The sequence below is a fragment of the Limnohabitans sp. TEGF002 genome, assembly GCF_055395845.1.
In genome coordinates this window covers 114,626-140,539 of record NZ_AP029224.1, presented here as the reverse complement: position 1 = coordinate 140,539, position 25,914 = coordinate 114,626, and the positions used below count along the sequence as shown (strand labels likewise).

At 57.1% G+C, this 25,914-nt stretch carries 30 protein-coding genes and 1 tRNA gene; 20 read left to right on the top strand and 11 right to left on the bottom strand.

Annotated elements, in window-relative coordinates; all coding sequences use genetic code 11:
* Positions 1-2: 2 nt before the first annotated feature.
* Complete coding sequence (locus ACZ5SR_RS00715; protein ID WP_464449698.1) at positions 3-1,013, top strand: YheT family hydrolase; 1,011 nt, start codon at positions 3-5, stop codon at positions 1,011-1,013.
* The gene (locus ACZ5SR_RS00710) at positions 1,006-1,548 is read left to right on the top strand and encodes a DUF2946 family protein (protein WP_464449697.1); all 543 of its coding nucleotides are present in this window, start codon (positions 1,006-1,008) and stop codon (positions 1,546-1,548) included. Before ACZ5SR_RS00715 ends, ACZ5SR_RS00710 begins: the two co-directional genes overlap by 8 nt.
* Before the next feature lie 59 nt (positions 1,549-1,607).
* On the opposite strand, the gene ACZ5SR_RS00705 is transcribed toward ACZ5SR_RS00710, so the two are convergent.
* Positions 1,608-2,132, bottom strand: a complete 525-nt coding sequence (locus ACZ5SR_RS00705) for a c-type cytochrome (protein WP_464449696.1) — start codon at positions 2,130-2,132, stop codon at positions 1,608-1,610.
* A gap of 141 nt (positions 2,133-2,273) precedes the next feature.
* Here ACZ5SR_RS00705 and ACZ5SR_RS00700 point away from each other — a divergent pair.
* Positions 2,274-2,349 (top strand) — tRNA-Arg (locus ACZ5SR_RS00700).
* A 54-nt stretch (positions 2,350-2,403) separates the two neighbouring features.
* On the opposite strand, the gene ACZ5SR_RS00695 is transcribed toward ACZ5SR_RS00700, so the two are convergent.
* Positions 2,404-3,015 carry a C40 family peptidase gene (locus tag ACZ5SR_RS00695; RefSeq protein WP_464449695.1) on the bottom strand — a complete coding sequence of 204 codons (612 nt, stop codon included), beginning with the start codon at positions 3,013-3,015 and terminating at the stop codon, positions 2,404-2,406.
* A 92-nt stretch (positions 3,016-3,107) separates the two neighbouring features.
* Positions 3,108-3,812, bottom strand: a complete 705-nt coding sequence (pyrE, locus tag ACZ5SR_RS00690; RefSeq protein WP_464449694.1) for an orotate phosphoribosyltransferase — start codon at positions 3,810-3,812, stop codon at positions 3,108-3,110.
* 10 nt (positions 3,813-3,822) lie between these two features.
* Here pyrE and ACZ5SR_RS00685 point away from each other — a divergent pair, with 10 nt between their 5' ends.
* Both ACZ5SR_RS00685 and ACZ5SR_RS00680 read left to right on the top strand, forming a co-directional pair.
* Complete coding sequence (locus ACZ5SR_RS00685) at positions 3,823-4,614, top strand: exodeoxyribonuclease III (RefSeq protein ID WP_464451078.1); 792 nt, start codon at positions 3,823-3,825, stop codon at positions 4,612-4,614.
* A 66-nt stretch (positions 4,615-4,680) separates the two neighbouring features.
* The gene (locus tag ACZ5SR_RS00680) at positions 4,681-5,805 is read left to right on the top strand and encodes an SMP-30/gluconolactonase/LRE family protein (protein WP_464449693.1); all 1,125 of its coding nucleotides are present in this window, start codon (positions 4,681-4,683) and stop codon (positions 5,803-5,805) included.
* 10 nt (positions 5,806-5,815) lie between these two features.
* Here ACZ5SR_RS00680 and ACZ5SR_RS00675 read toward each other — a convergent pair whose 3' ends face one another.
* Positions 5,816-6,532, bottom strand: a complete 717-nt coding sequence (locus tag ACZ5SR_RS00675; protein ID WP_464449692.1) for a class I SAM-dependent methyltransferase — start codon at positions 6,530-6,532, stop codon at positions 5,816-5,818.
* A 47-nt stretch (positions 6,533-6,579) separates the two neighbouring features.
* On the opposite strand from ACZ5SR_RS00675, the gene ACZ5SR_RS00670 reads away from it, so the two are divergent.
* The 4 genes from ACZ5SR_RS00670 (at position 6,580) to ACZ5SR_RS00655 (ending at position 9,092) form a co-directional block, all read left to right on the top strand.
* Positions 6,580-6,768 (top strand): hypothetical protein, encoded by a 189-nt coding sequence (locus ACZ5SR_RS00670; protein ID WP_464449691.1) that lies wholly within the window; start codon positions 6,580-6,582, stop codon positions 6,766-6,768.
* 213 nt (positions 6,769-6,981) lie between these two features.
* Complete coding sequence (locus ACZ5SR_RS00665) at positions 6,982-7,308, top strand: hypothetical protein (RefSeq protein WP_464449689.1); 327 nt, start codon at positions 6,982-6,984, stop codon at positions 7,306-7,308.
* A complete protein-coding gene (locus tag ACZ5SR_RS00660) occupies positions 7,308-7,688 on the top strand; it encodes a hypothetical protein (RefSeq protein ID WP_464449688.1) in 381 nt (126 codons plus the stop codon). Before ACZ5SR_RS00665 ends, ACZ5SR_RS00660 begins: the two co-directional genes overlap by 1 nt.
* A gap of 201 nt (positions 7,689-7,889) precedes the next feature.
* Positions 7,890-9,092, top strand: a complete 1,203-nt coding sequence (locus ACZ5SR_RS00655) for an OmpA family protein (protein ID WP_464449687.1) — start codon at positions 7,890-7,892, stop codon at positions 9,090-9,092.
* Positions 9,093-9,178: 86 nt separating this feature from the next.
* On the opposite strand, the gene ACZ5SR_RS00650 is transcribed toward ACZ5SR_RS00655, so the two are convergent.
* The 3 genes from ACZ5SR_RS00650 to ACZ5SR_RS00640 all read right to left on the bottom strand — a co-directional run bounded on the left by ACZ5SR_RS00650 (position 9,179) and on the right by ACZ5SR_RS00640 (position 10,436).
* Positions 9,179-9,325 carry a lmo0937 family membrane protein gene (locus ACZ5SR_RS00650; protein WP_464449686.1) on the bottom strand — a complete coding sequence of 49 codons (147 nt, stop codon included), beginning with the start codon at positions 9,323-9,325 and terminating at the stop codon, positions 9,179-9,181.
* 9 nt (positions 9,326-9,334) lie between these two features.
* Positions 9,335-9,568, bottom strand: coding sequence for a glycine zipper 2TM domain-containing protein (locus tag ACZ5SR_RS00645; protein ID WP_464449685.1), 234 nt, complete (start codon positions 9,566-9,568; stop codon positions 9,335-9,337).
* A 163-nt stretch (positions 9,569-9,731) separates the two neighbouring features.
* Complete coding sequence (locus ACZ5SR_RS00640; RefSeq protein WP_090047705.1) at positions 9,732-10,436, bottom strand: GntR family transcriptional regulator; 705 nt, start codon at positions 10,434-10,436, stop codon at positions 9,732-9,734.
* A gap of 160 nt (positions 10,437-10,596) precedes the next feature.
* Between ACZ5SR_RS00640 and ACZ5SR_RS00635 the strand changes: the two genes are divergently transcribed.
* The 8 genes from ACZ5SR_RS00635 (at position 10,597) to ACZ5SR_RS00600 (ending at position 19,634) form a co-directional block, all read left to right on the top strand.
* Positions 10,597-11,850, top strand: coding sequence for an ABC transporter substrate-binding protein (locus ACZ5SR_RS00635; RefSeq protein WP_090044400.1), 1,254 nt, complete (start codon positions 10,597-10,599; stop codon positions 11,848-11,850).
* 52 nt (positions 11,851-11,902) lie between these two features.
* On the top strand, positions 11,903-12,790 hold the full coding sequence (locus tag ACZ5SR_RS00630; RefSeq protein ID WP_464449684.1) for a branched-chain amino acid ABC transporter permease: 888 nt from the start codon (positions 11,903-11,905) through the stop codon (positions 12,788-12,790).
* A 147-nt stretch (positions 12,791-12,937) separates the two neighbouring features.
* Positions 12,938-15,367 (top strand): branched-chain amino acid ABC transporter ATP-binding protein/permease, encoded by a 2,430-nt coding sequence (locus ACZ5SR_RS00625; RefSeq protein WP_464449683.1) that lies wholly within the window; start codon positions 12,938-12,940, stop codon positions 15,365-15,367.
* 41 nt (positions 15,368-15,408) lie between these two features.
* A complete protein-coding gene (locus ACZ5SR_RS00620; protein ID WP_090044405.1) occupies positions 15,409-16,191 on the top strand; it encodes an SDR family oxidoreductase in 783 nt (260 codons plus the stop codon).
* 9 nt (positions 16,192-16,200) lie between these two features.
* Positions 16,201-17,145, top strand: a complete 945-nt coding sequence (locus tag ACZ5SR_RS00615) for a 3-hydroxyacyl-CoA dehydrogenase (protein ID WP_464449682.1) — start codon at positions 16,201-16,203, stop codon at positions 17,143-17,145.
* A gap of 14 nt (positions 17,146-17,159) precedes the next feature.
* Positions 17,160-18,092, top strand: coding sequence for a 3,5-dioxohexanoate:acetyl-CoA acetone transferase (gene kce, locus ACZ5SR_RS00610; protein WP_464449681.1), 933 nt, complete (start codon positions 17,160-17,162; stop codon positions 18,090-18,092).
* Complete coding sequence (locus ACZ5SR_RS00605; RefSeq protein ID WP_464449680.1) at positions 18,089-18,865, top strand: SDR family NAD(P)-dependent oxidoreductase; 777 nt, start codon at positions 18,089-18,091, stop codon at positions 18,863-18,865. The genes kce and ACZ5SR_RS00605 overlap by 4 nt, the downstream gene beginning before the upstream one ends.
* A gap of 127 nt (positions 18,866-18,992) precedes the next feature.
* The gene (locus tag ACZ5SR_RS00600; protein WP_464449679.1) at positions 18,993-19,634 is read left to right on the top strand and encodes an MBL fold metallo-hydrolase; all 642 of its coding nucleotides are present in this window, start codon (positions 18,993-18,995) and stop codon (positions 19,632-19,634) included.
* A gap of 47 nt (positions 19,635-19,681) precedes the next feature.
* Here ACZ5SR_RS00600 and ACZ5SR_RS00595 read toward each other — a convergent pair whose 3' ends face one another.
* Positions 19,682-20,554: a M48 family metallopeptidase gene (locus ACZ5SR_RS00595; RefSeq protein WP_464449678.1), complete on the bottom strand. Its 873-nt coding sequence runs from the start codon at positions 20,552-20,554 to the stop codon at positions 19,682-19,684.
* A gap of 72 nt (positions 20,555-20,626) precedes the next feature.
* Between ACZ5SR_RS00595 and ACZ5SR_RS00590 the strand changes: the two genes are divergently transcribed.
* The 3 genes from ACZ5SR_RS00590 to ACZ5SR_RS00580 all read left to right on the top strand — a co-directional run bounded on the left by ACZ5SR_RS00590 (position 20,627) and on the right by ACZ5SR_RS00580 (position 24,233).
* The gene (locus ACZ5SR_RS00590; protein WP_464449677.1) at positions 20,627-22,021 is read left to right on the top strand and encodes an AmpG family muropeptide MFS transporter; all 1,395 of its coding nucleotides are present in this window, start codon (positions 20,627-20,629) and stop codon (positions 22,019-22,021) included.
* A 201-nt stretch (positions 22,022-22,222) separates the two neighbouring features.
* A complete protein-coding gene (locus ACZ5SR_RS00585; RefSeq protein WP_464449676.1) occupies positions 22,223-22,924 on the top strand; it encodes a response regulator in 702 nt (233 codons plus the stop codon).
* A gap of 4 nt (positions 22,925-22,928) precedes the next feature.
* Positions 22,929-24,233 carry a sensor histidine kinase gene (locus tag ACZ5SR_RS00580; protein ID WP_464449675.1) on the top strand — a complete coding sequence of 435 codons (1,305 nt, stop codon included), beginning with the start codon at positions 22,929-22,931 and terminating at the stop codon, positions 24,231-24,233.
* A gap of 51 nt (positions 24,234-24,284) precedes the next feature.
* On the opposite strand, the gene ACZ5SR_RS00575 is transcribed toward ACZ5SR_RS00580, so the two are convergent.
* Genes ACZ5SR_RS00575 through ACZ5SR_RS00565 form a run of 3 tightly spaced genes read right to left on the bottom strand, consistent with a single transcriptional unit; the run spans position 24,285 to position 25,883 of the window.
* A complete protein-coding gene (locus ACZ5SR_RS00575) occupies positions 24,285-24,491 on the bottom strand; it encodes a zinc-finger domain-containing protein (RefSeq protein WP_464449674.1) in 207 nt (68 codons plus the stop codon).
* Positions 24,492-24,494: 3 nt separating this feature from the next.
* Positions 24,495-25,433, bottom strand: coding sequence for a branched-chain amino acid transaminase (locus tag ACZ5SR_RS00570; RefSeq protein ID WP_464449673.1), 939 nt, complete (start codon positions 25,431-25,433; stop codon positions 24,495-24,497).
* Positions 25,434-25,481: 48 nt separating this feature from the next.
* Positions 25,482-25,883 (bottom strand): glycerate kinase, encoded by a 402-nt coding sequence (locus ACZ5SR_RS00565; protein ID WP_464449672.1) that lies wholly within the window; start codon positions 25,881-25,883, stop codon positions 25,482-25,484.
* Positions 25,884-25,914: the final 31 nt, after the last annotated feature.

The window sequence follows — 25,914 nt, the reverse complement described above, 5'->3', positions numbered from 1 at the left end:
CCATGCAGTACAAAGCGCCGACATGGCTGCCTGGTGGGCACGCCCAGACCATTTGGTCAGCACTGTGTGCAAGAAATCGTTGGGGGCCGGCGTTGCCCAAAATTCGAGAACGTTGGAGAACACCAGATGGTGACTTCATCGATGTTGACCTGCAGCATGCAAGCCACAAAAACAGACCGATGATGGTGTTGTTTCATGGACTGGAAGGTTCATCTGAAAGCCACTACGCTCAAGCATTCGCAGATTGGGCGGCGATGAATGACCTCAATTTTGCCTTGCCACATTTTCGTGGGTGCAGTGGTGAACTCAACCATGCACCACGTGCCTACCACTCAGGTGATCACGAGGAAATTGATTGGGTGCTCAAGCGACTGCGTGATGACCACCTGGCGCAAGGAGGGCAAGTCATGGTGGCTGCAGGTGTGTCATTGGGGGGCAATGCACTCATGCGCTGGGCGGCGGAGCTGGGTAACGATGCACTGCAAAAAGCGGATGCCATTGCTTCGATTTGCTCACCGCTTGACCTCGTTCAAAGTGGCCATGCCATTGGTCGGGGCTTGAACCGACAAATCTACACCCGCATGTTTTTACGCAGCATGAAACCCAAAGCAATGGCCAAGTTGAAACAGCATCCGGGTTTGTTCGATGCGCAAAAACTCATGGCAGCGCGTGATTTGTACGACTTTGACAATGTCTTCACCGCCCCCCTGCATGGTTTCAAGGATACAGATGACTATTGGTCTCAAGCCTCAGCCAAGCCTTTGATGAAAAATATCCGTTTACCCGCATTGGCCTTGAACGCCCGCAACGATCCCTTTGTTCCGGCCAGCAGCTTACCCAAGCAGATAGAAGTTTCAAAAACAGTCACACTCTGGCAACCTGAAGAGGGTGGTCACGTTGGCTTTGCTCAAGGCAGCTGGCCCAGCCATGTGCGCGGCTTGCCAGATGCGGTCGGTGGCTGGCTGATGACGGCATCTGGCCATCCACTCATGCAGGGGGCATCACATGGATGACATCGTTCGACAAGCCATGGCCAAGTGGCCGAATGTGCCTGATTGTTACGGCTGGTTAGGTCTTGACAGTCGCGGTCAGTGGTTGATGCGGGACGACCGGGTGCAGTGTTTGGGTGCTTTTCAAAGCGGGGTGGAGGGAGCCAAAGGATCGGTGCTGCGGCATGAAAAGTTGATTGAATTCATTCACCGAAATTACGAATCCGACCATCAGGGGCGCTGGTATTTCCAAAACGGACCACAAAGGGTATACGTCGAGCTGGAAGCCGCGCCCTATGTTTGGCGCTTGAGTCCGCTATTTGAGCCCACTGCACACACCGGGCAAACAACACAGGCGTTGTCTTGTCTGGTCGATGAGCGGGGCCATGTCTATTTGGATACACCGTTGGGTCTGGGACTGGTGCACACCTCGGATGTGGCCTTGGTTGCCGACGCCATAGAAAAAGGCCATTGGGTGCCCGAAGAATGCTTGACGCAAAATTTGGCAGATCGATTTGGTTTCCAGATCAGCCCACAATCGTCACAAAAACAAGCCTAGTCGGATTGACCATAAAAAAACCGACCCTCAAGGTCGGTTTTTTGTGATGCTTGGAATGCTTACTTTTTCTCGGCTTCCGCAGCAGGAGCCTTGGGCTCTTCAAACTTGCCACCAGCACCATTGGCCAAATACACAACAGCCCGCGCAATTTCGATGTCGTTGAAATCGCCACCGCCTTGTGCACCCATCGCACCTTTGCCTTTGAGGGCAGAAGTCACCAAAGTGTCGAGACCTTGTTTGATACGAGCACCCCAAGCGCCAGCGTCAGCAAACTTCGGAGCACCCGCAGCCCCAACAGCGTGACAAGCAGCGCATTGTGCTTTGTAAACTTCTTCGCCAGCTTTCAAAGGGCGATTGGCATCACGAACTTCAACACTGCCAACCTTCTGAATGCGTTGAGCCACAGATCTCTCGGAGTCGGCGGCTCCAGGTGCAGTCTTGTTCGCAGAAGTAACATAAAAAACCAAACCGATGATGATGAACACCGGAATGATGAAAGAAGCAAGGCTCAGCAAAAGCATTTGCTTGGGCGTTTTCACCGGGCCGGTGTGTGCTTCGTGCTGATCGTGGCTGTTGTCGCTCATGAAATCCTCTTGTAGGGCTTGGCCGATGGGCTTTGGGATTGACCGGAATCAACCCAATATTATAGCGGCCCACCCTTCGCTGAGCTTGCAACAGGAAGGAAGAAAGACAAGCCGTGAGATAATGCCATCGCAGTTCACCGCGCGGCTGTAGCTCAGTGGATAGAGTATTGGCCTCCGAAGCCAAGGGTCGTGGGTTCGATCCCCGCCAGCCGCACCAAATTCAACTTCGCCACCCTTCGCGGTGGCGTTTTTGTTGCGATCAACGGGATGTTCACCGACTGGCGCTGTCTGGCGTCGTCTGTTCCTGAACGCGTCGAGCACCCGTGAAGCGTTTGGTCCAATAAGCAGCTCTCAAGTCGTCCACGCGAACAGCTTTTCCTGCACTGGGAGCATGGATGAACTTGCCATCACCAATGTAGATGCCGACATGACTGAAAGTGCGGCGCATGGTGTTGAAAAACACCAAATCACCGGGGTTGAGTTCATTGCGATCGATTTTTTCCGTGGCAACGGCTTGCTCTTCAGCGCGTCGAGGCAGCAAACGCCCGATGGATGTTTCGTAGATATGTCGAACGAATCCGCTGCAGTCAAAACCGGATTCAGCTGAATTGCCCCCCTTTTTGTAGGGTACGCCCAGCAAGGTCATGGCCTGACCCAGCATCAGATTGGTTTTTTCGCTGACGCTGGTCTTGACTTGATCACCCAGTTGAATCAAATTGAGCTTCTCGATTGCGCGCTTGCTCCCAGTCACCTGATCGTCCTCAGGGGCTGCAAAAAGCAAAGAAGAAGCCAGCAACCAACAAGTTGCAATGGCCAAGGGTTTAAATTTCACTGTATAAAAAACATCATGGGCAGCCGCACATAATAACCCTTTATGACGCATTCAGGCAATTGCACGGTTGGCGTGAATGCGGCGGGCAAACATGGCAGCTGGACGAATGAAAACGTGGGTCTTGTGAAGACCGAATGGCAGTGTCACACACCGTAACGGTCGCGGTAAGCCTGGACCTTGGGCAGGTGAAGGCCCAGATCATTGCCGCTTTGCGCCGACAGGTAGGCCAGCAGGTCGGACAGCTGAGCGATGCAGCACACGCTCATGCCCAGCGTGCCACGCACGTACTGTACGGCGCTGTGGGGGACGTCTTTGACCGAGCCATCGGCCTGCTTTTCGGTGGCCATTTCCTGGCGGTCAAGCGCAATCGCAATCGCGTGGGGTGTAGCCCCTGCGGCCTGGATCAGGGCAATGGACTCGCGGGCGGCGGTGCCTGCGCTCATCACGTCGTCTACGATCAACACACGACCTTGGAGTGGCGCGCCCACCAGCGAGCCGCCTTCGCCGTGGTCTTTGGCTTCTTTGCGGTTGTAGGCAAAGGGCACGTTCTTGCCCAGGCGGGCCAACTCAATGGCCACAGCTGCGCCCAGCGGGATGCCCTTGTAGGCGGGGCCGAAAATCATGTCGAATTCGATGCCGCTGGCCAGAAGGGCTTTTGCATAGAATTGCGCAAGCCGACTGAGCTTGGCGCCATCGTCAAACAGACCGGCGTTGAAGAAGTAAGGGCTCATTCGCCCCGCCTTGGTTTTGAATTCGCCAAAGCGCAGCACGCCCGAGTCGACTGCAAATTGCACAAATTCCTGAGCGAGCGCCTGTGTGCCGGCGCCGCTTGCCTGTCCTGTCACCATGGGGAAATCCTTGTTCAAACTCACCAGCCTCAACCTCAACGGCATCCGTTCGGCCACGACCAAAGGGGTCGCAGCGTGGCTGGCCCAAGAGAAACCCGATTGTATTTGTGTGCAAGAGGTCAAAGCCCAGGCCCCCGATGTGGCGGGCAAGTTTGAGGAACTCGCGGGCCTTAAAGGCCACTTTCACTTTGCCGAGAAAAAAGGCTACTCTGGCGTGGGCGTCTACACCCGCCACGAACCCAGCGATGTGGTTGTGGGATTTGACGGCGGCGAATTCGACGCCGAGGGCCGTTATGTGGAAACACGCTTCGACACACCGCAGCGCAAGTTGTCCATCATCAGTGTGTACTTTCCCAGTGGCTCGTCAGGCCCCGAGCGGCAAGAAGCCAAGTTTCGCTTCTTGAACAAGATGTACCCGCACCTGATGGCCCTCAAAGCCGAGCGCGACTTCATCGTCTGCAGCGACGTGAACATCGCTCACCAACAAGCGGACCTGAAAAACTGGAAGGGCAACCTCAAAAACAGCGGCTTCTTGCCTGAAGAGCGCGCTTGGATGACCCAACTCACCACCGAGGGTGGTGTGGTCGACGTGTACCGCCGCTTGAAACCGGAAGCCACCGACGATTGCTACACCTGGTGGAGCAACCGGGGCCAGGCCTACGCCAAAAACGTCGGCTGGCGTCTGGACTACCACCTGGCCACACCCGCCGTGGCTGAGAAGGCCCGCACCGAGCACATTTACAAGGGCGAGAAGTTCTCTGACCACGCGCCCATCACCATCGGCTACGAGGGTTTGCTCTGAGGACCTGACGACCTGAAGCTGTTTCAATGGCTCACTTGGCAAGTGAGGTGCCATTCAGGAGAACCTATGAAAAAGCTGTTCGGTGTTTTGGGGGTGTTGCTGCTGGCTGCCCTGGCGTATTTTTCTCTGTGGCCAGTCCCGATCGAGCCGGTCAGTTGGAACGCCCCCAAAGCGCCGGGCTATGAGGAGCCTCATGCGGTCAACGACAAGTTGGCCAAACTCAACATGATCGATCTGGGCGCCGAGGCGGGGCCAGAGCACATCGCCATTGGGCCAGACGGCAAGCTTTACACCACGGTGGAGAGTGGTCGCATCTTGCGCATGCAGCCCGATGGCACTCAGCAAGAAGTGTTTGCGCAAACGGGCGGCCGGGTGCTCGGTTTTGACTTTGACGCCCAAGGCCATTTGATTGCAGCTGATGCGGTTAAAGGCCTGCTGTCAATCGCCCCTGACAAATCGATCAAGCTGCTGACCGACAAGGTGGAGCTGAACGGTCAGCCCGATCCGATCCGCTACGCCGATGCGGTGGTGGTGGCCCAAAACGGCAAGATGTACTTGAGCGATGCGTCCACCCGCTTTGCCCCCAAGGACTGGGGCGGCACATTCGAGGCCAGTGTGCTCGACATCCTGGAGCAGGCATCTACGGGGCGCGTGCTGGAGTTTGACCCTGCCAGCGGCCGAACCCGTGTGGTGGCCAGTGGCCTGAGTTTTGCCAATGGCGTGGCGCTGAGCCAGGACGAAAAGCATCTCTTTGTGAACGAGACCGGCAAATACCGCGTCTGGAAAATCGATGTCAGCGCCCAGGGTGTGGACGTGAGGGGTCTCGATGCGAAAAAGGGCAGCGAGCAAGCCCGCGTGCTGTTTGACAACCTGCCGGGCTACCCCGACAACCTGATGCGCGGTCGGGACGGCAAGATCTGGCTGGGCTTTGCCAAACCGCGCAACCCGACCATCGACGATCTGGCGCAAAAACCGTTCCTGCGCAAAGTCACGTTGCGGCTGCCCCGCGCCTTGTGGCCCATCCCGAAGGCCTACGGCCATGTGATGGCCTTTACCGAAGACGGCAAGGTGGTCATGGACTTGCAAGACCCGAGTGGTTTGTACCCCGAGAGCACGGGCGTCACCGAGACGGCAGACAGGCTTTATATCCAGAGCCTGCACGCCAAGGGTCTGGGCTGGCTGCCGCGTTGATTTGGTGTAGTCAGCCGCGTGTGTAAGTGAGCATGCGCCCTTTGTAGGCCGCTTCGTCATCGTGCGCTGCTTGGTCCAAAACCAGCTCGTGCATGACAAAGCCCACGCGTGCCATGTGCTTGTGAAATGCGGCCCGGTTACCTCGGTTCGGGTCTACCACCCAGATCTCTGAAACCAGCGCTGCATGGGCGTTGATGAAGCTGGCCAGTGTGCCCTCATCGTCGCGCTCGTACAGGATGTCGCTGCCCACAATCAGATCAAACAACCCGCTTACGCCATCGTCCTGTGCCGAAGTCAGTACAGGCATGCCGTCTTCGCGCAAGGCTGCCGTGCCCCACAAACCATGACGGTAAGTCATCGGGGGCAGACCGTTCAAACGGGTGTTTTCATCCAAAAATGCATGCGTCAAAGGGTGGCAGTCGCTGGCCGTGACGTTGGCGCCGCGTCGGTGCGCAATCAAGCTGGACAGCCCCAAGCCGCAGCCAATTTCCAAAATACGCTCATGGGTCACGGGTCGAAGGGCCATGCGCTCTGCCATGCGCTGCCCTGAGGGCCACAACAAACCAAACAAGGGCCAAGTGGCGGAAGAAATCCCCAGATTGAGGGCTTCGTCTAAAGGGTCATGGAACTGGTTTTTGTCGAGCAGTGAACGGATCAACAAATCGTCGACACCGTGGACAGCAATGCTTTCCTGTTTGGTCAGGTAGCCGAGAGGGGTGGGTTGCAAAAAAACAATCGTTGCAGCGCAAGTGCACAAGTCGTAAAAGGCGCTGGGTGATACCACTGTACACCGCTCTTTATGTGGGCGTACTCGATTTTCTTGCCAAGAGTGTGCAGCAGGTGGGTTTGTTGGACCTGATCGTCAAGGTCAAACCGGGTGCACTGATCAGTGGCAGTGTGGACATTGACAACGCATTGCACAACGAGGTCTGTGTCATTTGGGTGATGAGTGCTTGTGTTTAACGCAGCAACAGGTGCAAAAGCGGAGCCGCGTGCTCGAAAGCGTCCAGAAGATCGGCACTGCGCATGCGAAATAAGGCCCCATCAGAAAAGACGGTGACTTTGCTGGTCGTGGACACCTTATTTGTATCCATCGGTGTGCCACACCACAGACGCATGCGTACTTGCACTTCTAAAGTGGACCTCTCCATTGGTTCCATTCATTCAAAGGCTTTTATGTCAGATCAAAAAACGGCACACGAAAAAATTTCAGCATTGGGCGCCAACATCTCCAGCAATGTGAACGAGGCTTTGCAAAGTGCTCAGCCCGCCATGAACCGCATGAGTCACCGCGTCAAAGACGAATTGCACGACCTGGAGGAATCCGGCAAAGACGCCTATTCTGACGCCAAGCACAAGCTTGAAAAAGAAGCCCATCACGTGCGCGTCACGACGGAGCACCTTATTCAGCACTCGCCTTTCAATGCGGTCCTGATCGCAGCAGGCACAGGTGCCGTGGCTGCGTTGGCGGTTTCCTGGTTCCTGCGCTCACGCCAGCATTGATGTCCACGCTGCTGAAACTGCTGTTGCTGCCGCCTGAATTGCTCAAGTCGCATGCGCAAGCGTATGCGGACTTGGCCAATGAGTTGACGGCACGGTATCTGTGCACACTCAAAAACAGATGGGTGATGTATGGGCTCAGCGCGGTGGCACTGTTGTTGGCTTTGATTTTCGGCGGCGTCGCCTTGATGTTGTGGTCTGTTTTGCCTCTTCAGAACGCCACACATCTCTGGGTTTTGCTGGCTTTGCCAGTCAGCAGTTTGGTCATCAGTGTGTTTTTTTGGTGGTGGGCTCGCAGCCTTCGCCTGCAACCCATCCTGAGCGAAATCCAGACACAAATCCAGCTGGATCTTCAGGCCTTACAGCAAGCACACACAGCATGAGCACCGGTTTGACACCTACCCAAAGGTTGGCTGTTTCGAGGGCCATGCTGGCAGACGCTTTGCGCGATCCTGCTTGGCTGATTTTGATGCGGCGTTTGCTCAGTGAAAAAGCCCAGGCGAAAGCTTCACCCCCCTCAGGCCCACGTTGATTTCGTCTCTCTTTTTGATACAGGCATTTCGCCATTTTTTGGAGTAATAGACATGAAACGATTTGACATCAAATCTCATTCGGCGTTATTGGCTTTGGCCTTTGCGGCCAGTCCGGCGTTGTACGCACAAGAGGTCGCCACCAACACAGGCGTTTACATGGGCATCAGTGCGGGTGAATCCAAGGCGCAGATTGACAATGCGCGCATCACACAAAGTTTGCTTGGAGCTGGTTTCACCACCAATGCTTTGACCATCGACCAAAAGGGCACGGGTTACAAGGCTTTCATCGGTTTTCCCATGAGCCCCAACTGGGCTGTTGAAACCGGTTATTTTGATTTGGGACGTTTTGGTTTTGATGCCAGCACCACGCCTGCTGGTACCTTGTCTGGTTCTGCCCGAATCAAAGGCCTGAACCTCGATCTGGTGGGCACCTTGCCGATCACCGACCGCTGGTCTTTGTTGGGCCGTGTGGGTGCAGCTTACGCACAAACCAAAGGCACCTTCAGTGGGACCGGCGCAGCGGCAGGAGTCGGGCCTGCAACCAGCAAGCGCGAGACCAATTACAAATATGGTTTTGGCACCCAATACGCATTCACGCCGGCGCTGACCTTGCGGCTCGAAGGTGAGCGCTATCGTGTCAATGATTCGGTGGGGCAGCGTGCCAATGTCGATTTGGTTTCTTTGGGACTGGTGTACCGCTTTGGCGGCGCAGCGCCCGCGACCAAAACGGCTTATGCCCCTTATGTGGCACCTGTGGCCCAGCCGGCTTACACGCCGCCGCCGGTGGTTGCCCAAGCGCCTGTGGCGACCCCGGCTCCAGTGGTGGCGCCCGTTGCACCACCTGCGCCAGCACCCAAGCCTTGGGTCAAAGTGAAGCTGGAGGCCGACTCCTTGTTTGGCTTTGATCAGGACAATTTGCAAGCCGATGGCAAACAAGCCTTGGACAAATTGCTCATGGAGCTCAAGACCGTGAATGTCGATGCTGTTCAGGTCACGGGTCACACAGACCGATTGGGATCCAAAGCCTACAACGACAAGCTGTCCTTGCGCCGTGCAGAGGCTGTTCGCAACTACTTGGTCCAGGTGGGCGGCATGCCCGCCGCCAAAGTGACCGCCGTTGGCGTGGGCTCCACACAGCCTGAAACCGAGTCCAGCGATTGCAAAGGCATGAAGGCAAGCCAGGCCTTGATCACCTGCTTGCGGGTAGACCGCCGCGTTGATGTGGAAGTGACCGGGTCACAACAACAGCGCTGAGTTCTGCTCAATAAAAAGCCTGCACCTCCCAAAAGGTGCAGGCTTTTTCATGCCCGGTGAGCGGTTCGTGAGCCGCCGTGTTGGCTTTAAAGACGTCGCCCTTGAATCACGCGCACCAGAACGACCACGATGGCAATGACCAGCAAAACATGGATCAATCCCCCCATGGTGTAAGACGACACCAAGCCCACCAACCACAACAGGACCAGAATGACGGCAATTGTTTCAAGCATGACTGTGCCTTACTTGGCGGGTTTGTTGACTTCGTGCCCGATCACGCCACCGACTGCCGCGCCACCCAAAGTGCCAGCTGTGCTGCCACCCGTCAGTATCGAGCCACCGATGGCCCCAACACCTGCACCAATGGCGGTGTTTTTTTCTTGTTGTGTCATGCCTGAACAGGCGGACAAAATCAGGGACGCCACAGCGAACAAGGCAATGCCTGAGTTTCGAATCAAGGGATGAGAAGTGTGCATGGAGAAACTCCTTGTCTGCAAAGACAGATCACTGGCCCATCCCCTCACCACCATGGCGCGAGCACAGCCAGAAGTCTCAAGATAGGGGAAGCGGTGACACAGGTCTGTCTGCTGCACCACAATGGCGACCGGTTGGGGTTGTCGCCCTGTGCGTTCGATCAAATCACGATGCGCCGTCAGCAGAGACAAGGACACCCACAGAAATGATGAAGTCCGCGGCACTTTGAATGTCTGACTCCAGGGCACGGCGAGCCTTGTCAGCATCGCGCCGGAGAATCGAGTCGACCATGCTGGCGTGGTGGGTCAAGGCCGTGCGCTGACCGACGCGCACCGGACCTGATCGCATGTCGTAATTCAGGATCGGTCCAATGCGCAACCACAATGCTTCGATCAATTGCATCATGACCGGCATTTGAGCGCCACGGTAAATGGCGAAATGCAGTTCCTTGTTCAGATGAATCAGCTGCGCACCATCGGGCACCTCATTGTTCATCTCCCGGATAAAGCTGTCATGCCACATGACGATCTGCTGAGTGGCCTCTTTGCTCAAGCATTGCGCCGCTGTCGCTGCGGCAAGTCCCTCGAGATTCTTGCGTATGCTGGTGATCTCCCTGAATTGACTCACGGTCATCAAAGGGACGCGCAGTGTTCTATTGGGCAACAACTCCAGCGCCTGCTCAGCTGTCAAGCGCTGAACAGCTTCACGCACGGGCATGACACTCACACCCAAGGCCTCCGCCATGCTGCGCAATGAAATTTGCTCGCCCGGCATCATGCGCCCGCTGATCAACAACTCTTTGAATTGTCCGTAGACATCTGCGCTCAAGGTTTGGCGCTTCAACGGGGTAAGAAGTTGGGTGGCTGACATGTTTTCAAGATCCATTGGGCGAGCTTAGCGCGTAAACACAGGGACACGGACAAAGGGTTATCACCGATGTTTGATCTGTGATCACAGATTATTGTGGTGCCAGGAGCCAAATTTTGTGGCTTCGATCACAACGTCCAATGGACCTACAAGGAGACAGCCCATGACTGAAAAGAAGCTTTCACCCGATCAACAAAAGCGGCGACTGGTGGTGAGTGCCGCGGCAACGGCAGCCGTCGGACTGTCGGCGCCCGCATTTGTTCGAGCGCAGCCCAGCGCCTTCAAAATCGGACACTTGACCCCCCGAACTGGATTTTTGGGACCCATGGGCGAATACGCTGTGATGGGCGCCACGCTGGCCATGGAAGAGGTCAACTCAGCAGGCGGTGTGCTTGGCCGTCCGTTTGATGTCATGTTTGAGGACAGCGTCAATCCGCAAACAGCATCGACCAAAGCCCAGCGCATGGTCGAGCGGGACAAAGTGGACTTTTTGGTGGGCGAAATCAGCTCAGCCTCTGGCCTGGCCATCTCTCAAGTGGCCACACGTGCACAAAAGATGTTTTTGCAAACAGGCTGCAACTCAGACGAACTGCGAGGCAAAAGCTGCAGCCGTTTCATGTTCCACCTGGAAGCCAACAACAGCATGTATGTGAAAACCGTTGGACGCGAAATGCTGCGCCAAAACATGGTGAAGGGCAAACGCTGGATGGCATTCACCGCAGACTATGCATTCGGTCACGACTTGTTTGAAAAGACCAAACGCTTCATGGACGAAAACGGTGCCATTTTCATCTCGAACGACATGGTGCCCACTGATGCGACGGAGTTCAGCTCATTGATTCTCAAGGTGCGTCAGCAACGACCCGACTTGGTGATGAGCAACCTAGCCGGTAACTCCACCACCAACTTCATGAAGCAATACAAGGAATTCAATCTGCCGATTCCTTTGGCTGGTGCAGACCTGAATGCTGTCAGTATTTGGGGCGCCGGAGAAGGCAGCTTCCAAGGTACATGGCCCATCATCTGGACACACCAAGTCAATGCACCGTCTGCCAAAGCATTCACCGAACGCTTCACCAAGCGCTTTGGACGCCCACCAGACAATCAGGCCGTTGCGGACTACTTGGCCATCAAGATATTGGCCAGAGCGATGCAGGAAACCAAATCGGCTGACACTCAAAAACTGATTGCTTACCTCGAAAGTGGCGTCAAATTTGATGTGTTGCGCGCACGTGAGGGCTATTTCCGTCCGTGGGACCACCAACTGATGTTTGAGATGTACACCGTCAAACCCGTGGCGGGCAAAGCGGCGAACAAGTGGGACGTCATGGAAACCAGTGCTCCAGTGCCTGGTGCCAATGAAAGCTTGGAAGTGCTGGCGCCAACACGCCAAGAAAACGCCTGCAATTTCACTTGATGGGCCACATGCTAGGCATCGGGGATGCCTAGCAATTTTTTATCCAAGGGAGATGGCTTTGGCCAATGAAATTGTGTTTTTGCTCGAGCAAGTGCTCAACGGTTTGCTGATGGGCGTTTACTACTTGCTCATTGCATTGGGCTTGTCCATTATTTTCAGCCTGGGCGGCGTGGTCAATCTTGCACATGGTGCCTTGTTTGCAATCGGCGCTTATTTCATGGTGCAAATCACCCAGATAGCCGGCTATGGTGTCGCCTTTGTGGCCGCACCGCTGCTGGTCGCAGTCTTGGGTATGGTGTTAGAACGATTGTTTTTGCGTCATTTTTACAAGGCAGATCCGGCGCTCAGTTTGCTGTTCACATTTGGATTGGCCATGGTGATCGAGCAAGGATTGCGAATCGTCTACGGAGCATCGCCTTTGCAATTCAATATCCCCGAATTCGCACGTGGACAGATGATTGCGGGAGACTTCATGTACCCCTATTACCGACTGGGCATGCTGGGTATCGCCTCTGTCGCCTTGCTGTTGACTTGGCTTCTGCTGAACAAAACACCCTTTGGCAAAGTCGTGAAGGCGGGTGTCTCTGACCCCGATATGGTCCGAGCGCTGGGCATCTCACTGGCGCCGATATTGACCGCCGTCTGTGGCCTGGGTATTGGCTTGGCCGGATTGGCTGGCGTGTTGCTGGCGCCCATCAGCGGTGTCCATCCGGCGATGGGGCACGAAATCATGACGGCAGCTTTTGTTGTGGTTGTGATTGGTGGCCTGGGCAGCTTCTGGGGTGTTGTCGCGGCCGCACTTTTGGTGGGCGTGATCCGTGGCCTGACCACTTACTTTTATCCCGCCGCCTCGGAAGCCTCGCTTTACGTCTTGATGCTGGCAGTTTTACTCTTGCGCCCACGAGGACTGATGGGTGAACGCATGGACAGGTTGGAGTAAATCATGAGCACACAGACACACTCCCTTATTTCTTCAAGTACAAGTTCTGGCGAGGGTTCAGCAGCCAGTCATGAAAGACGCGTATTCATAGGCATGCTGGCTGGGCTGGTGTTGCTTCCCTTTGCCCTCATGGCTGGAGGGTTGACGATGACCTCCGTCGTGGATTGCGTGTTGCTGGCCATGGTGGGCTTGGGCCTGAACCTGTTGTTAGGTCATACGGGTTTGGTTTCATTCGGCCATGGTGCGTGGTTCGGCCTTGGCGCTTATGCCGTTGCGCTGTTCCAAAAGCACTATTTTCCTGAATCTGTGGTCATCCCCCTGGTGCTGGCCATCGGTTTGGTGATGGGCAGCGCCGCAGTGTTGGGGGCTGTGATTTTGAGGCGCAAGGGCGTTTATTTTTCCTTGCTGACGCTGGCCTTGAGCGCCTTGACCTTCACGGTCGCCTACCGCTGGACGGCATTGACGGGAGGAGAAAATGGTTTGGGGGGCATTGAGCGCCAAGCGATCATGGGCCTCAAGTTGGACGACCCTTGGGTTTTCTACGGATTTGTGGCGGTGCTGGCTTTGCTTGTCGGTACATTCATGCTCCGGTTGATGCACTCACCGTTTGGCAAAGTGTTGGTGGCGATTCGCGAAAATGAACAGCGCACACGGTTCATTGGATACCCCATTCAGCGCTACAAACTGGTCGCGTTTGTCATTTCTGCAACGGTGACAGGACTGGCCGGTGGCCTGTTTGTTTTGAACCACCGAATCGCATCGGCCGAAATGCTGTCAGTTCAGTTTTCAGGCGAACTGTTGGCGATGGTGCTCATCGGTGGCATGCGCAGTTTTGCAGGCCCCATCATTGGTGCCATATTCTTCTTGTTGTTTCGTGAATATCTGTCGCAGTTCACAGAAAACTGGCTGCTCTACTTTGGGCTGGTTTTTGTTGGATTTGTTTTGCTCTCACCGTCTGGATTGGTGGGCATTGGTCAGCGCCTGATGCGGTGGATTCGTCCACCATTGATCACGGCGGCGGCCATGTCAGCCAGAAAAGTCCCCAGCGTTGCCCGACCCATTCCCTCGTTTTTGCCGACCCACTGCCAAGAAACATTGGTGGCCCAAGGCGTGTCCAAACATTTTGGCGGGGTACGGGCAGTCCATGAGGTCTCCTTGAGCATCAAGCCGCTGGGTTTGCATGCCCTGATTGGACCCAACGGAGCGGGCAAAACCTCATTGTTCAATTTGATCTCGGGCCTTTACAGCCTTGACACTGGATCGATCCGATTGGGCGACAAAGTGTTGGGCAAGGAAGACCCGAGCGCCACGTGTCAAGCCGGGCTGAGCCGATCGTTCCAAATCACCAACCTGTTCAAAGGCTTGAGCGTTCATGAAAATTTGCGCTTGTCGGTCATGGCCAGAGATGGCGGTCGCTTTGCCATGTTGCGGCGCGCAGACACCCTGCTGACCACGGAGCAACAGACTTCAGAGCTGATTGAGTTTTTAGGCGTGGATGGCATGCAGTTGGCCGTGGCCGAGGATCTTTCGTATGGCGGTCAGCGCCTGGTGGATATGGGCCTGGCGCTGGGCTCAGCGCCATCCATGTTGCTCTTGGATGAGCCTTTGGCAGGTCTATCCGCCAATGAGCGTGAGCGAATTGGCTTACTGATCCGCCACCTGGCCAATCACATCGCTGTCTTGCTGGTCGAGCACGATGTGGACAGGGTGTTTGAGCTGTCAGACCGCATTACCGTGATGAGCATGGGTGAGGTGCTGGTCGAAGGCACGTCTGAACAAATCCAAGCGGACCACCGCGTCAGGGAAATCTACATCGGATCGGGCACAGAAGCCTTGGCCCGGAAAGTGGTGCCTACTCGCATCGGCGAAAAAACCGCGATCCAGGTCAATGGGCTTGAGGCTTTTTACGGTAAAAGCCACATCCTTTCAGGCATTGGTTTTGAAGCCAAAGAAGGCGAGGTACTGGCGATCTTGGGGCGCAACGGTGCTGGAAAGTCCACCTTGCTCAAAAGCCTCATTGGCATGGCCAGGCTGGGTGCAGGTGAGGTGAACATTGATCAGCAATCCATTTCCACACCCGTGCCCGAAGTCATGGCCAGACTGGGCATTGCCTTTGTCCCGCAAGGTCGCCGACTTTTTCCCGGTTTGACGGTGCGCGATAACTTGATGTTGGGTCGACTCAAAAGATCCAATCATGGGAAAAACAACTGGACCGACGAACGAATTTTTGATGTCTTTCCTCGCCTGAAAGAACGCTACGACGTCAATGTCGAATCCCTGTCAGGTGGTGAACAACAAATGGTGGCCATTGCGCGAGCGCTGTCCGGCTATGTCAAGGTTTTGCTGCTGGACGAGCCCTTTGAGGGCCTGTCACCCGCGATGACCGAAGAGGTTTTCAATGCGATTTTGAAACTCAAAGGGGAAGTCACCATGCTGATCGTTGATCACAACTTGGATTTGACACTCGCCCTGTCGGATCGCGCGCTTGTGCTGGATCGTGGTCGCATCTCTCATATGGGACCCGCGCTGCCGCTGCTCAAAGACTTGGACTACCGGCGTGAAAAGCTGTGGATCTGATGCTTGCTGTTTAAACCATCACTTTTAAAACCCCAAAACCCATGCAAATTGAAACTACTCCCACCCCTCTCAAAGTCTTGATCACCGCGGGAGCCAGCGGCATCGGCTTGGTGACTGCACAAGAATTTTTGAAGATCGGCGCGAAGGTCTACATCTGTGATGTCAGTGAGTCAGCTTTGCAAAAGGCCTTGCAAGACAACCCTGGCTTGAGTGGCTGTCTGGCAGACGTGTCGATCGAAGCGCAAGTCATCCATTTGATCGAACGCGCACAAAAAGCACTCCATGGTTTGGACGTGCTGGTCAACAACGCAGGGATTGCAGGACCTACAGCGCGCATTGAAGAAATGGATCTGAACGATCTGGAGATGACACTCAAAGTCAATGTGGTCGGTCAGTTTTTATGCGCCAAGCATGCCGTTCCACACCTGCGGCGCTCGACGCAAGCCTCCATCATCAACATGTCTTCTGCAGCGGGTCATTTGGGCATGCCTGGCCGATCGGCTTATTCCGCATCCAAATGGGCTGTCATCGGATTGACCAAATCACTGGCCATTGAATTGGGCAAGGAAGGCATTCGCTGCAATGCTGTTTTGCCCGGGGCGGTGGATGGTCCGCGAATTCGCGCAGTGATCGCTGCGAAAGCCCAGATCATGAACAAGCCGCTGGCCGATGTCACAAGCGATTACGAAAACCAGTCCGCATTGGGCAGGATGGTGTCACCCCAAGATGTGGCGAACACGGTGGTGTTTGCTGCAAGCCAGGCGGCACGCAGCATCAACGGCCAAGCCCTCGCCGTGGATGGCCACACGCAAGCACTCAGCTGAAAGATCAACATGTCAAAAAAATTCAGTGTCGCCGTGGTCGGTTCTGGGCTGATTGGCCAGGCTTGGGCCCTGGTTTTTGCAAGGGCCGGTTGTGAAGTCCGAATGTGGGACGGCAATCCCAGTGCCTTAAAACCGGCCAGAGAAATGGTCGCAACCTTGGCCCAAGAGCTTCAGCAATGTGGTCTTGTCGAGGATGCCGAAGTTCTGATGTCGCACGTCCAGGTTTGCGAGGTGCTCGCTGATGCGCTGGCCAACGTGGACTACGTGCAAGAAAGTGTTCCAGAAGTCTTGGCTGTCAAGCAAGCCCTTTACGCCCAGTTGGACACCTTGACCCCAGAGCAGGCCGTGATTGGCAGCTCCACCTCCAGCATTCCGGCTTCAGCATTCACTGAAAATCTGAAGCACCGCCAGCGCTGCCTGGTCGCGCACCCTGTCAACCCGCCCTATTTGGTGCCTGTTGTTGAAATTTGTGGGGCCCCTTGGACCTCGCAGGAGGCGGTTCAATCTTGCATCGATTTGATGGATCGGGTCAAACAAAAGCCAGTACACGTGCGCCGCGAACTGGAGGGTTTTATCCTCAATCGTTTGCAAGGTGCTTTGCTGCGAGAGGCCTTCAGACTCGTTGAGCAAGGGTATGTGGATGTGGACGGACTTGACGTCACGATCCGTGAAGGCTTGGGTCTTCGATGGTCTTTCATGGGGCCCTTTGAAACCATCGATCTGAATGCACCGGGTGGCTTGGCCGATTACTGCCATCGCTACGGGGACATGTACAAGTCCATTGCCCAAGAGCAGGTGTCGACGGCTTCGTGGTCTGCGCAATTGATTGAGGACATCAATGCAGCACGCCGAAAAATGCTCCCGACAGAATCTTTAGGAGATCGACGTAACTGGCGAGATCGCCGGCTCATGGCGCTCGCATTGCACAAAAAAATGCTGGAATCTCAACCGTAAATTAGGAGTTAAACATGAGTAAACGCCGTAAAGTCATCATCACTTGCGCCCCAACTGGCGCCATCCACACACCCAGCATGTCTCCACACCTTCCGGTGACCGCGGATGAAATTGCAAAAGCAGCGATTGACGCAGCACAGGCTGGCGCGGCCATTCTTCACCTTCACGCACGCGATCCGGTCGATGGCAAACCCTCGCAAGACCCCGAGCTGTTCGTCCCCTTTTTGGAAAAGATCAAAGCCAGTACAGACGCCGTCATCAACATCACCACAGGAGGCAGTCCACACATGACGGTAGAAGACCGCATGCGCCCCGTGATGCGTTTTCAGCCCGAAGTGGCTTCGCTCAATATGGGCTCCATGAACTTTGGCCTTTTTCCGATGCTCGAGCGTTACAAAAACCTCCAGCACGACTGGGAGCGCCAGCACTTGGAAAACAGCCGTGATCTGGTTTTCAAGAACACCTACAAAGACATCGAAACGATCCTGCGCAGGGGTACGGACAACGGCACACGCTTTGAATTTGAATGCTATGACATCAGCCACCTGTACAACTTGTCCCACTTCATGGACAGAGGCTTGGTGAAAGGCCCACTGTTTGTTCAATCTGTTTTTGGAATTCTGGGCGGTATTGGTGCCCATCCTGAAGATTTGATGCACATGCGTCGCACGGCCGACCGACTGTTTGGAGATCAGTACCAATGGTCCATCCTGGGGGCCGGTAAAAATCAAATTCCGTTGGCCAGCATGGGCGCTGCCATGGGCTCTCACGTTCGGGTCGGGCTTGAGGACTCTTTGTGGATGGGCCCCGGTCAACTGGCCCAATCCAGTGCGGAGCAAGTGCGTCGCATTCGCACGGTGCTTGAGGCATTGAATCTCGAGATTGCGACGCCGGCAGAAGCCAGACAACTCTTGAACTTGAAAGGCGGCCAGCAGGTGGCATTTTGAAAATTGAGCAGCGACCGCTGTTCGGTCTGAAGGGCCGCTTGGCGTTGGTGACGGGTTCCACCCGAGGCATTGGCTTGGCCGCAGCCCAAACACTGGCCAGGCAAGGGGCGACCGTCGTCATCAACGGGCGAGATCCTTTATCGGTACAGCGCACCGTTGACAGTGGAAAGAATGAGGGCCTCGATTTCAAAGCCATGGCTTTTGATGTGGGAGACCCTGTCGCTGGTGTGCAAGCGCTGGATCGCATTGAGCAAGAGTGGGGTCCCCTGGACATCTTGTTTGCGAATGCAGGCATTCAACATCGCGCTGCGCTGCTGGGGTTCGACTTGGCCGACTTTCAGCGCGTGGTGGCATTCAATCTCACGGCGCAGTGGGCCTTGGCCCAACACGCTGCCCGGTCCATGGTGTCCCGAAAAAAGGGACGCATCCTGTTTACGGGATCCATCACGGCTGTTTTGGGGCGAGAAAACGTCAGTGCTTACACCGCCGCCAAAGGTGCACTTCATGCCTTGGTGCGCCAATGGTCCGCAGAACTCGCACCTGCAGGTGTAACGGTCAACGCCATTGCACCGGGTTATATACAGACCGAGTTAACCGAGGCCCTGTGGACCGATCCTTCATTCAATGAATGGTTGGAAAAGAGAACTCCTGCCGGTCGATGGGGCCAAGCGCAAGACTTGGCTGCAGCGGTCGCCTTCTTGGCCTCCGAAGAAGCCAGTTTCATTACCGGACAAACGCTTGTGGTCGACGGGGGTTTGTCATCGACCATGTGAATCGCCCCGGTTTTCATGGAGGCGGGTTGCTTTAAGTGGAGGCTTTGGGTTTGTGATGGTCGCTAACTTGAGCCTCTGTCGTTGGCCTGCAGCCATCCATGGGCATCACGCTCCCTATAATTTGCGGATGCTGCAATACGAAACCATTCCCGTCACACCATTTCAACAAAACTGCTCGCTGATCTGGGACGATCAGACCCTTCAGGCGGCTGTGGTGGACCCGGGTGGTGATTTGGATTTGTTGTTGGGGGCTGCCAAACGTCTGGGCCTCAAGCTCGAGCAAATCTGGATCACCCATGGTCATCTGGACCATGCGTCGGGCACCGCTGATTTGGCCGAGCAGCAGGGGGGGCTGCCGATCATCGGACCGCACCCGGCAGACCAATTCTGGATCGATGGTTTGCCTGAAGCTGCTGCGGCCTATGGTTTTCCACCTGCGCGCGTTTTCAAGCCTACGCGCTGGCTGGCCGATGGCGACACCGTCACCTTGGGTGCGCACACTTTGCAGGTGCGTCATTGCCCAGGCCACACGCCGGGGCATGTGGTGTTTTATTCGCCTGAGATCAAGCGTGCGTTTGTGGGTGATGTGCTGTTTGCGGGCAGCATTGGCCGCACCGATTTTCCGCAAGGCAACCATGAGGATTTGATTGCCAGCATCACCGAGCGTTTGTGGCCCATGGGCAATGACACGGTGTTCATTCCAGGGCACGGGCCTGAAAGCACCTTTGGGCGTGAGCGCCAGAGCAATCCCTATGTGCGTGACCGTTAAGGGGATGGATACCCGATCAAGTCGGGTATGACATTTCAAAGGGATCTTCAGCCCCGGCGGGCCTGTTCGTACAGGTGTTGGACCTTGGGCAAGTTGGCTTCAAGTTCGTGTATCCGGTTGGCGCCGCTGGGGTGCGTCGACAGGAATGAGGGGCTGCCATTGCCGCTGGCAGCTTGCATTTTTTGCCACAGGCTCACGCTGGCTTCGGGCCGATAGCCACCGCGTGCGGCAATCTCCAGGCCCACCAAGTCAGATTCGGTTTCGTCGTCGCGGCTGTATTTCAAGGTGAGCAATTGCGTGCCCAGGTTGGCCGCGACATCGCCCAAAGAGCCCAGACCCAGCAGTTGAGATGCAATGGACAGGCCGATGCTGGTGGCCTGGCTTTTGGCCAGACGCTCGCGTGCGTGTTCGCGCAGTGCGTGTGCCATCTCGTGCCCCATGATCATGGCCACTTCGTCGTCGTTGAGCTTGAGCTGGTCCAGGATGCCTGTGTAAAAAGCAATCTTGCCGCCGGGCATGCACCAAGCGTTGATTTGCTTGCTGCCAATCAGGTTGACTTGCCACTTCCAGTCACGCGAACGTGAGTTCCAGGCCGCCGTGTGCGGGATGAGTTTTTGCGCGATGGTGTGCAAGCGCTGCAGTTGTGGGTGGCCATCGGGAGCCAGGGCACCTTTGGCGCGGGCATCGGCCAGAACTTGTGTGTACTGCTGCCGTGCGGAGGTTTCCAGTGTTTCGGCGGGCACCAGTTTGCGCAAACCGGAGGAGGAACCCACGTCCACCTGCGCTAAAGCTGAGCCGGCGGCCGAGGCCCCCGCTGCCAACAGAAAGGCTCGCCGGGCTTGCCAGCGCGGCGAAGCGGTAGCCGATGCACTCGACGCGGGATCGGCAGGAGGGTTTTTGAGGTCACAGAACAAGCACATGGTTTGCAAATGATAGCGACTTGGCGAAGTTCAAGGTGAGCGGGTTCCCGTGGGGTCGACCGATAATGGCGCATGGCTGAAATCGCAACCCCTCTTGAACAAGCCCCCCCGAGCACCGTGCGCACTTGGCGCGAGGCGCTGCGCCTGTATTTGCAGCCTGCCAGCTTGCGCATGCTGGCGCTGGGTTTTGCGGCGGGCTTGCCGCTCTTGCTGGTGCTGGGCACGCTCAGCTTTCGGCTGCGTGAAGCGGGCATTGACCGCAGCACCATCGGTTACCTCAGCTGGGTGGGTCTCGCCTATGGCGTGAAATGGATGTGGGCCCCGCTGGTGGACCGCATGCCCATTCCATGGCTCACACGGCAGCTGGGGCGCAGGCGCAGCTGGCTGCTGGTGTCGCAGTTGGTGATCGCGCTCGGCCTGGTTGGCATGGCCTTGAACGACCCTTCGCAATTGCTCGGGCCCTTGGTGGCGTGTGCATTGGCCGTGGCCATCGCCTCGGCCACACAAGACATTGCGCTGGATGCCTACCGCATCGAGTCGGCCGAGGTGAACGCCCAAGCCGCCTTGGCGGCCAGCTACCAAACGGGTTACCGCTTGGCCATGATCTGGGCCGGGGCGGGTGTGTTGTGGGTGGCAGCCTGGGCCCAAGGCGAGCAAGCTACGGGGTACTCGCAATCGGCCTGGCAAGCGGCGTATCTGGTCATGGCGCTGAGCATGCTGCCGGGCATGTGGGTGGTGTTGGCCTCGCCCGAGCCGGTGCCCGCGCCCTTTGCGCCAGCGCGCAATGTGGCCGAGTGGATCAGGGGTGCGGTGGTCGAGCCCTTTGCCGATTTCTGGCTGCGTTACCGCTGGCAGGCGGTGCTGCTGCTGGCGCTGATCGCGGTCTACCGCATCAGCGACGTGGTCATGGGCATCATGGCCAACCCGTTTTATGTGGACATGGGTTTCACCAAGACCGAGGTGGCCAGTGTGACCAAGGTCTACGGCGTCATCATGACTTTGGTGGGTGCGTTTGTGGGCGGTGTGCTGTCGGCGCGGCTGGGTGTCATGCGCGTGCTCATGCTGGGTGCGGCGCTCAGTGCAGCCAGCAACATGCTGTTTGTCTGGCTCAGTGGCGTGGGCCACGATGTGCAGGCCTTGGTGTGGGTCATCTCGGCGGACAACTTGGCCAGCGGCATTGCCTCGGCCGCTTTCATCGCCTATTTGTCCTCGCTCACCAACATCAGCTACTCGGCCACGCAATATGCGTTGCTCAGCTCCATGATGCTGCTGCTGCCCAAGTTCATCGCCGGCTTTTCGGGGGAATTTGTCGATGCCCACGGCTACGCCAGCTTCTTCACGGCCACGGCCTGGCTGGGCTTGCCGGTGCTGTTGCTGGTGGCACTGGCCTCGCGGGTGCACGCCCGCCAGCTGTCACCCCGGGCTCAATCTGGCCCCAAACCCTCAAGAGCGTCACCTCGCGCTTGATCTGGCCCCAAGCCCCCAAGACTGTCACCCCGGACTTGATCCGGGGTCCATGTCTTCGGGTGCCAGTGAAGATGGATCCCGGCTCGGAGGCCGGGATGACAAGGAGGAGGCCAGGGGGGCAAAGAATTGGGCACCCATCGGATTTACCCAGATTTACACAGCCGACACGTCCAGCGCTTGCAAAAAGGCGATGATCCAACGATGCAACAACTCTTGATGATCGAAGACGATGTGCGCCTGGCGGGCATGGTGGCGGATTACCTGGGGCAAAACGGCTTTGCCGTGGCCCACGCGCCCGATGCCCGCAGCGGCTTGCAACGTTTGCAAACGCCGGGCATCGATTTGGTGATCCTGGACCTGATGCTGCCCGACATGGACGGACTGCAGGTGTGCCAACGCATCCGCGCACTGCCCGGCAGCATGGGCCAGGTGCCGGTGCTCATGCTCACGGCCAAGGGCGACCCGATGGACCGCATCATTGGACTGGAAATGGGCGCCGACGACTATTTGCCCAAGCCCTTTGAGCCGCGCGAGTTGCTGGCCCGCATCAAGGCCATCTTGCGGCGCAAAAACAATGTGAACGAGACGCCCTCGCAGCTCATGCAATTTGGCTCGCTGGAGATTGACCGCGATGCCCGCCGCGTCAGCGTCAAGGGGCAGGACTGCGAGCTGACCTCGTACCAATACGACCTGTTGGTGGCTCTGGCCGAACGCGCCGGGCGTGTGCTGACACGCGACCAGATCATGGAAGCCGTGCGGGGCCGCGAACTCGAAGCCTTTGACCGCTCGATCGACGTGCACATGGGCCGCATCCGCGCTGCCATCGAGGCCGACCCCAAAGCGCCGCAGCGCATCCTGACCGTGCGCGGTGTGGGCTATGTGTTTGCGCGTCACCAAGACTGAGCACATGTTCATTCGAAGTCTGTCACGCCACCTTTACCTGCGCATTTGGCTGGCCGTGGTGGTGGGTGTGGCGCTGCTCATGCTGGTGGTGGGCTGGGCTTGGCAGGCCACGGTCGAGCATCACGCCGCGCCACCAGCACCGCGTGAATGGCTGGTGCTGAACGCCCAAGGCGATGTGCTGGCCAGCACCACACGGGCCGGGCCAGGCGCGCCTTTGGTCTTTGAGGTGCCTTTGCCCGATGGCCAAACCCTGCCGCTGCAAGTGCAGCGCAGCGGTGAGCGTTCTGTGGACCGTTCTCGTGGCCCTGCCATGCATCGCATGCCCGGCATGGGTCCAGGCCCCGATGGCCGCATGCCGCCCCATTTGCGCAAAGACATGCCATGGTGGGCTAAGCCCTCAGGTTTCTTCTGGATGCTGGGCCTCATCGGCTTGGCCGTGGCGCTGGGCCTTTACCCGGTGGTGCGCAGGCTCACGCAGCGCCTGGAAGGTCTGCAGCGCGGCGTGCAGCGCTGGGGTGAGGGCGACTTGTCGGTGCGCGTGCCGGTACAAGGCGACGACGAGGTGGCCGATTTGTCCGAGCGCTTCAATGCGGCGGCCACGCGCATCGAAGCACTCATGGCCTCGCAAAAGTCATTGTTGGCCAACGCTTCGCACGAGCTGCGCTCGCCCTTGGCGCGCATCCGCATGGGGCTGGAGTTGATGAGCGGCCCTGCGGCTGAGCCGGACGTATTGGCGCGCAGTCGGTCCGAAATTTTGCGCAACATGGCCGAGTTGGACCAGCTGATCGACGAAATTTTGCTGGCCAGCCGCTTGGACGCGAAGGAGGCCGACATCGGCACGGTGGAGGCGGTGGACTTGGTGGGCCTGTGCGCCGAAGAGTGTGCGCGGGTCGGTGCGAGTTTTGACGTTCCCGAAGGCTTGGCACAGCTCGAAGTGTCTGGGGTGGCCAAATTGCTGCGGCGACTGGTGCGCAATCTGCTGGAAAATGCCCGCCGTTATGGGGCCGTCAGCACGGAAACTTCGCAGGACGCAGGCATCGTGCTGTCCTTGAAACGGCAAAAACAACAGGTGCACATCGAGGTCGGTGACCGCGGCCCCGGTGTGCCCCTTGAATACCACGAGCGGATCTTTGAGCCGTTTTTTCGCCTGCCTTGGGCCAGCGAGCGCGTGGGCGGCGTGGGCTTGGGGCTGTCACTGGTCAAGTCAATTGCCGAGCGCCACGGTGGGCGGGTGCGGTGCGCAGACCGCCTTGGTGGTGGGGCCTGCTTTGAGGTGAGCTTGCCCCAAAGCAAAACGGCGAACACCTGAGTGTTCGCCGTAGCTTGATCCTGCCATCGCCAGGATGGCTTGGCGCGTGCTTCAGTGGTGGTGTCCCACCACCTCACCCGCCTTCAGTTGGTAGACCGTGCCGCAATAAGGGCACTTGGCTTGGCCGGTTTTGGCCACGTCCAGATAGACCTTGGGGTGGCTGTTCCAGAGTTTCATGTCGGCTTTGGGGCTGGGGCAAAACACGCCGCCCTGGGGGTTCAGGTCGGCTGCCAGCAGTTCAACGGTTGCGTTGCTCATGGTTCAAACCTTGGTCAGCCAGTGGGCGTATTTGGGATTGCGGCCGTTGACGATGTCAAAGAACGCAGTCTGGACTTTTTCGGTGATCGGGCCACGGCTGCCCGCACCCAGCTGGATGCGGTCGAGTTCGCGAATCGGTGTGACTTCGGCGGCAGTGCCTGTGAAAAAGGCTTCATCGGCGATGTAGATCTCGTCGCGTGTGATGCGCTTTTGCACAATCTCAAGGCCCAGGTCTTTGGCGATGTGGAACACGGTGTTGCGTGTGATGCCATTCAGGGCACCGGCAGACAAGTCGGGCGTGTAGATCACGCCGTCTTTGATCACGAAAATGTTTTCGCCTGCGCCCTCAGACACAAAGCCCGAAGTGTCGAGCAACAGGGCTTCGTCGTAACCTTCGTCGGTCACTTCCATATTGGCCAAGATGGAGTTGGTGTAGTTGCTCACCGCCTTGGCTTGTGTCATGGTGATGTTGACGTGGTGGCGGGTGTAGCTACTGGTCTTGACGCGGATGCCGCGCTTCATGCCTTCTTCACCCAGGTACGCACCCCAGGTCCAGGCGGCGACCATCAGGTGGATGGTGTTGCCCTTGGGGCTGACGCCCAGCTTCTTGTCACCAATCCAGGTCAGAGGGCGGATGTAGCCGGACTCCAACTTGTTCTCACGCACCACAGCGCGTTGCGCTTCGTTCACTTGATCTTTGGTGAATGGGATCGCCATGCGCAGGATCTTGGCGCTGTTGAACAGGCGGTCGGTGTGCTCTTGCAAGCGGAAGATGGCGGTGCCCTGCTCGGTTTTGTAGGCGCGCACGCCTTCAAAAGCGCCGCAACCGTAGTGCAAGGTGTGGCTCAGCACATGGATCTTGGCATCGCGCCAATCGACCATCTGGCCGTCCATCCAGATTTTGCCGTCACGGTCTGACATGGAGGGAATGACAACGCTCATGAAAGTGTCCTTTGAAGAAGGGGCATTAAACAGTGCAAAACAGGGATTTTAAGGGCTGACCTGCTCGGGTCTGTGCAATGTCCATTCGGTCAGCTTGCCGCCCACAAAGGTACAAGTCACCACCGATTGGCTGGTGTCGGTCCAAGTGAAGACCTCCGGCTGGGTGTCTTTTTCGGTTTGCAGCAGGCCCAGAGAGCGGGTCATGGCGATCACGTGCATCAAACTGACGCCTTTTTTCAGCTTGGCATTGAGCATGACGGCACTGGCCACATGGCCAATGGGGCGGTCGGCGGCCTTTTTCAAGATGGTGACCATGCGCGTGAAGTGCAGCAGCACCCACATGACCACGCCGCCCACGGCCAGGGCGATACCCGCCCATTGAAAGGCCTGCCAGGCTCCGATGGTGAAAACAACAATGGCCAGCGGCGCGAGGATTTTGGTGAAATTCATGGGGGCAGATTGTGCCTTGCCTGAGCGGTGC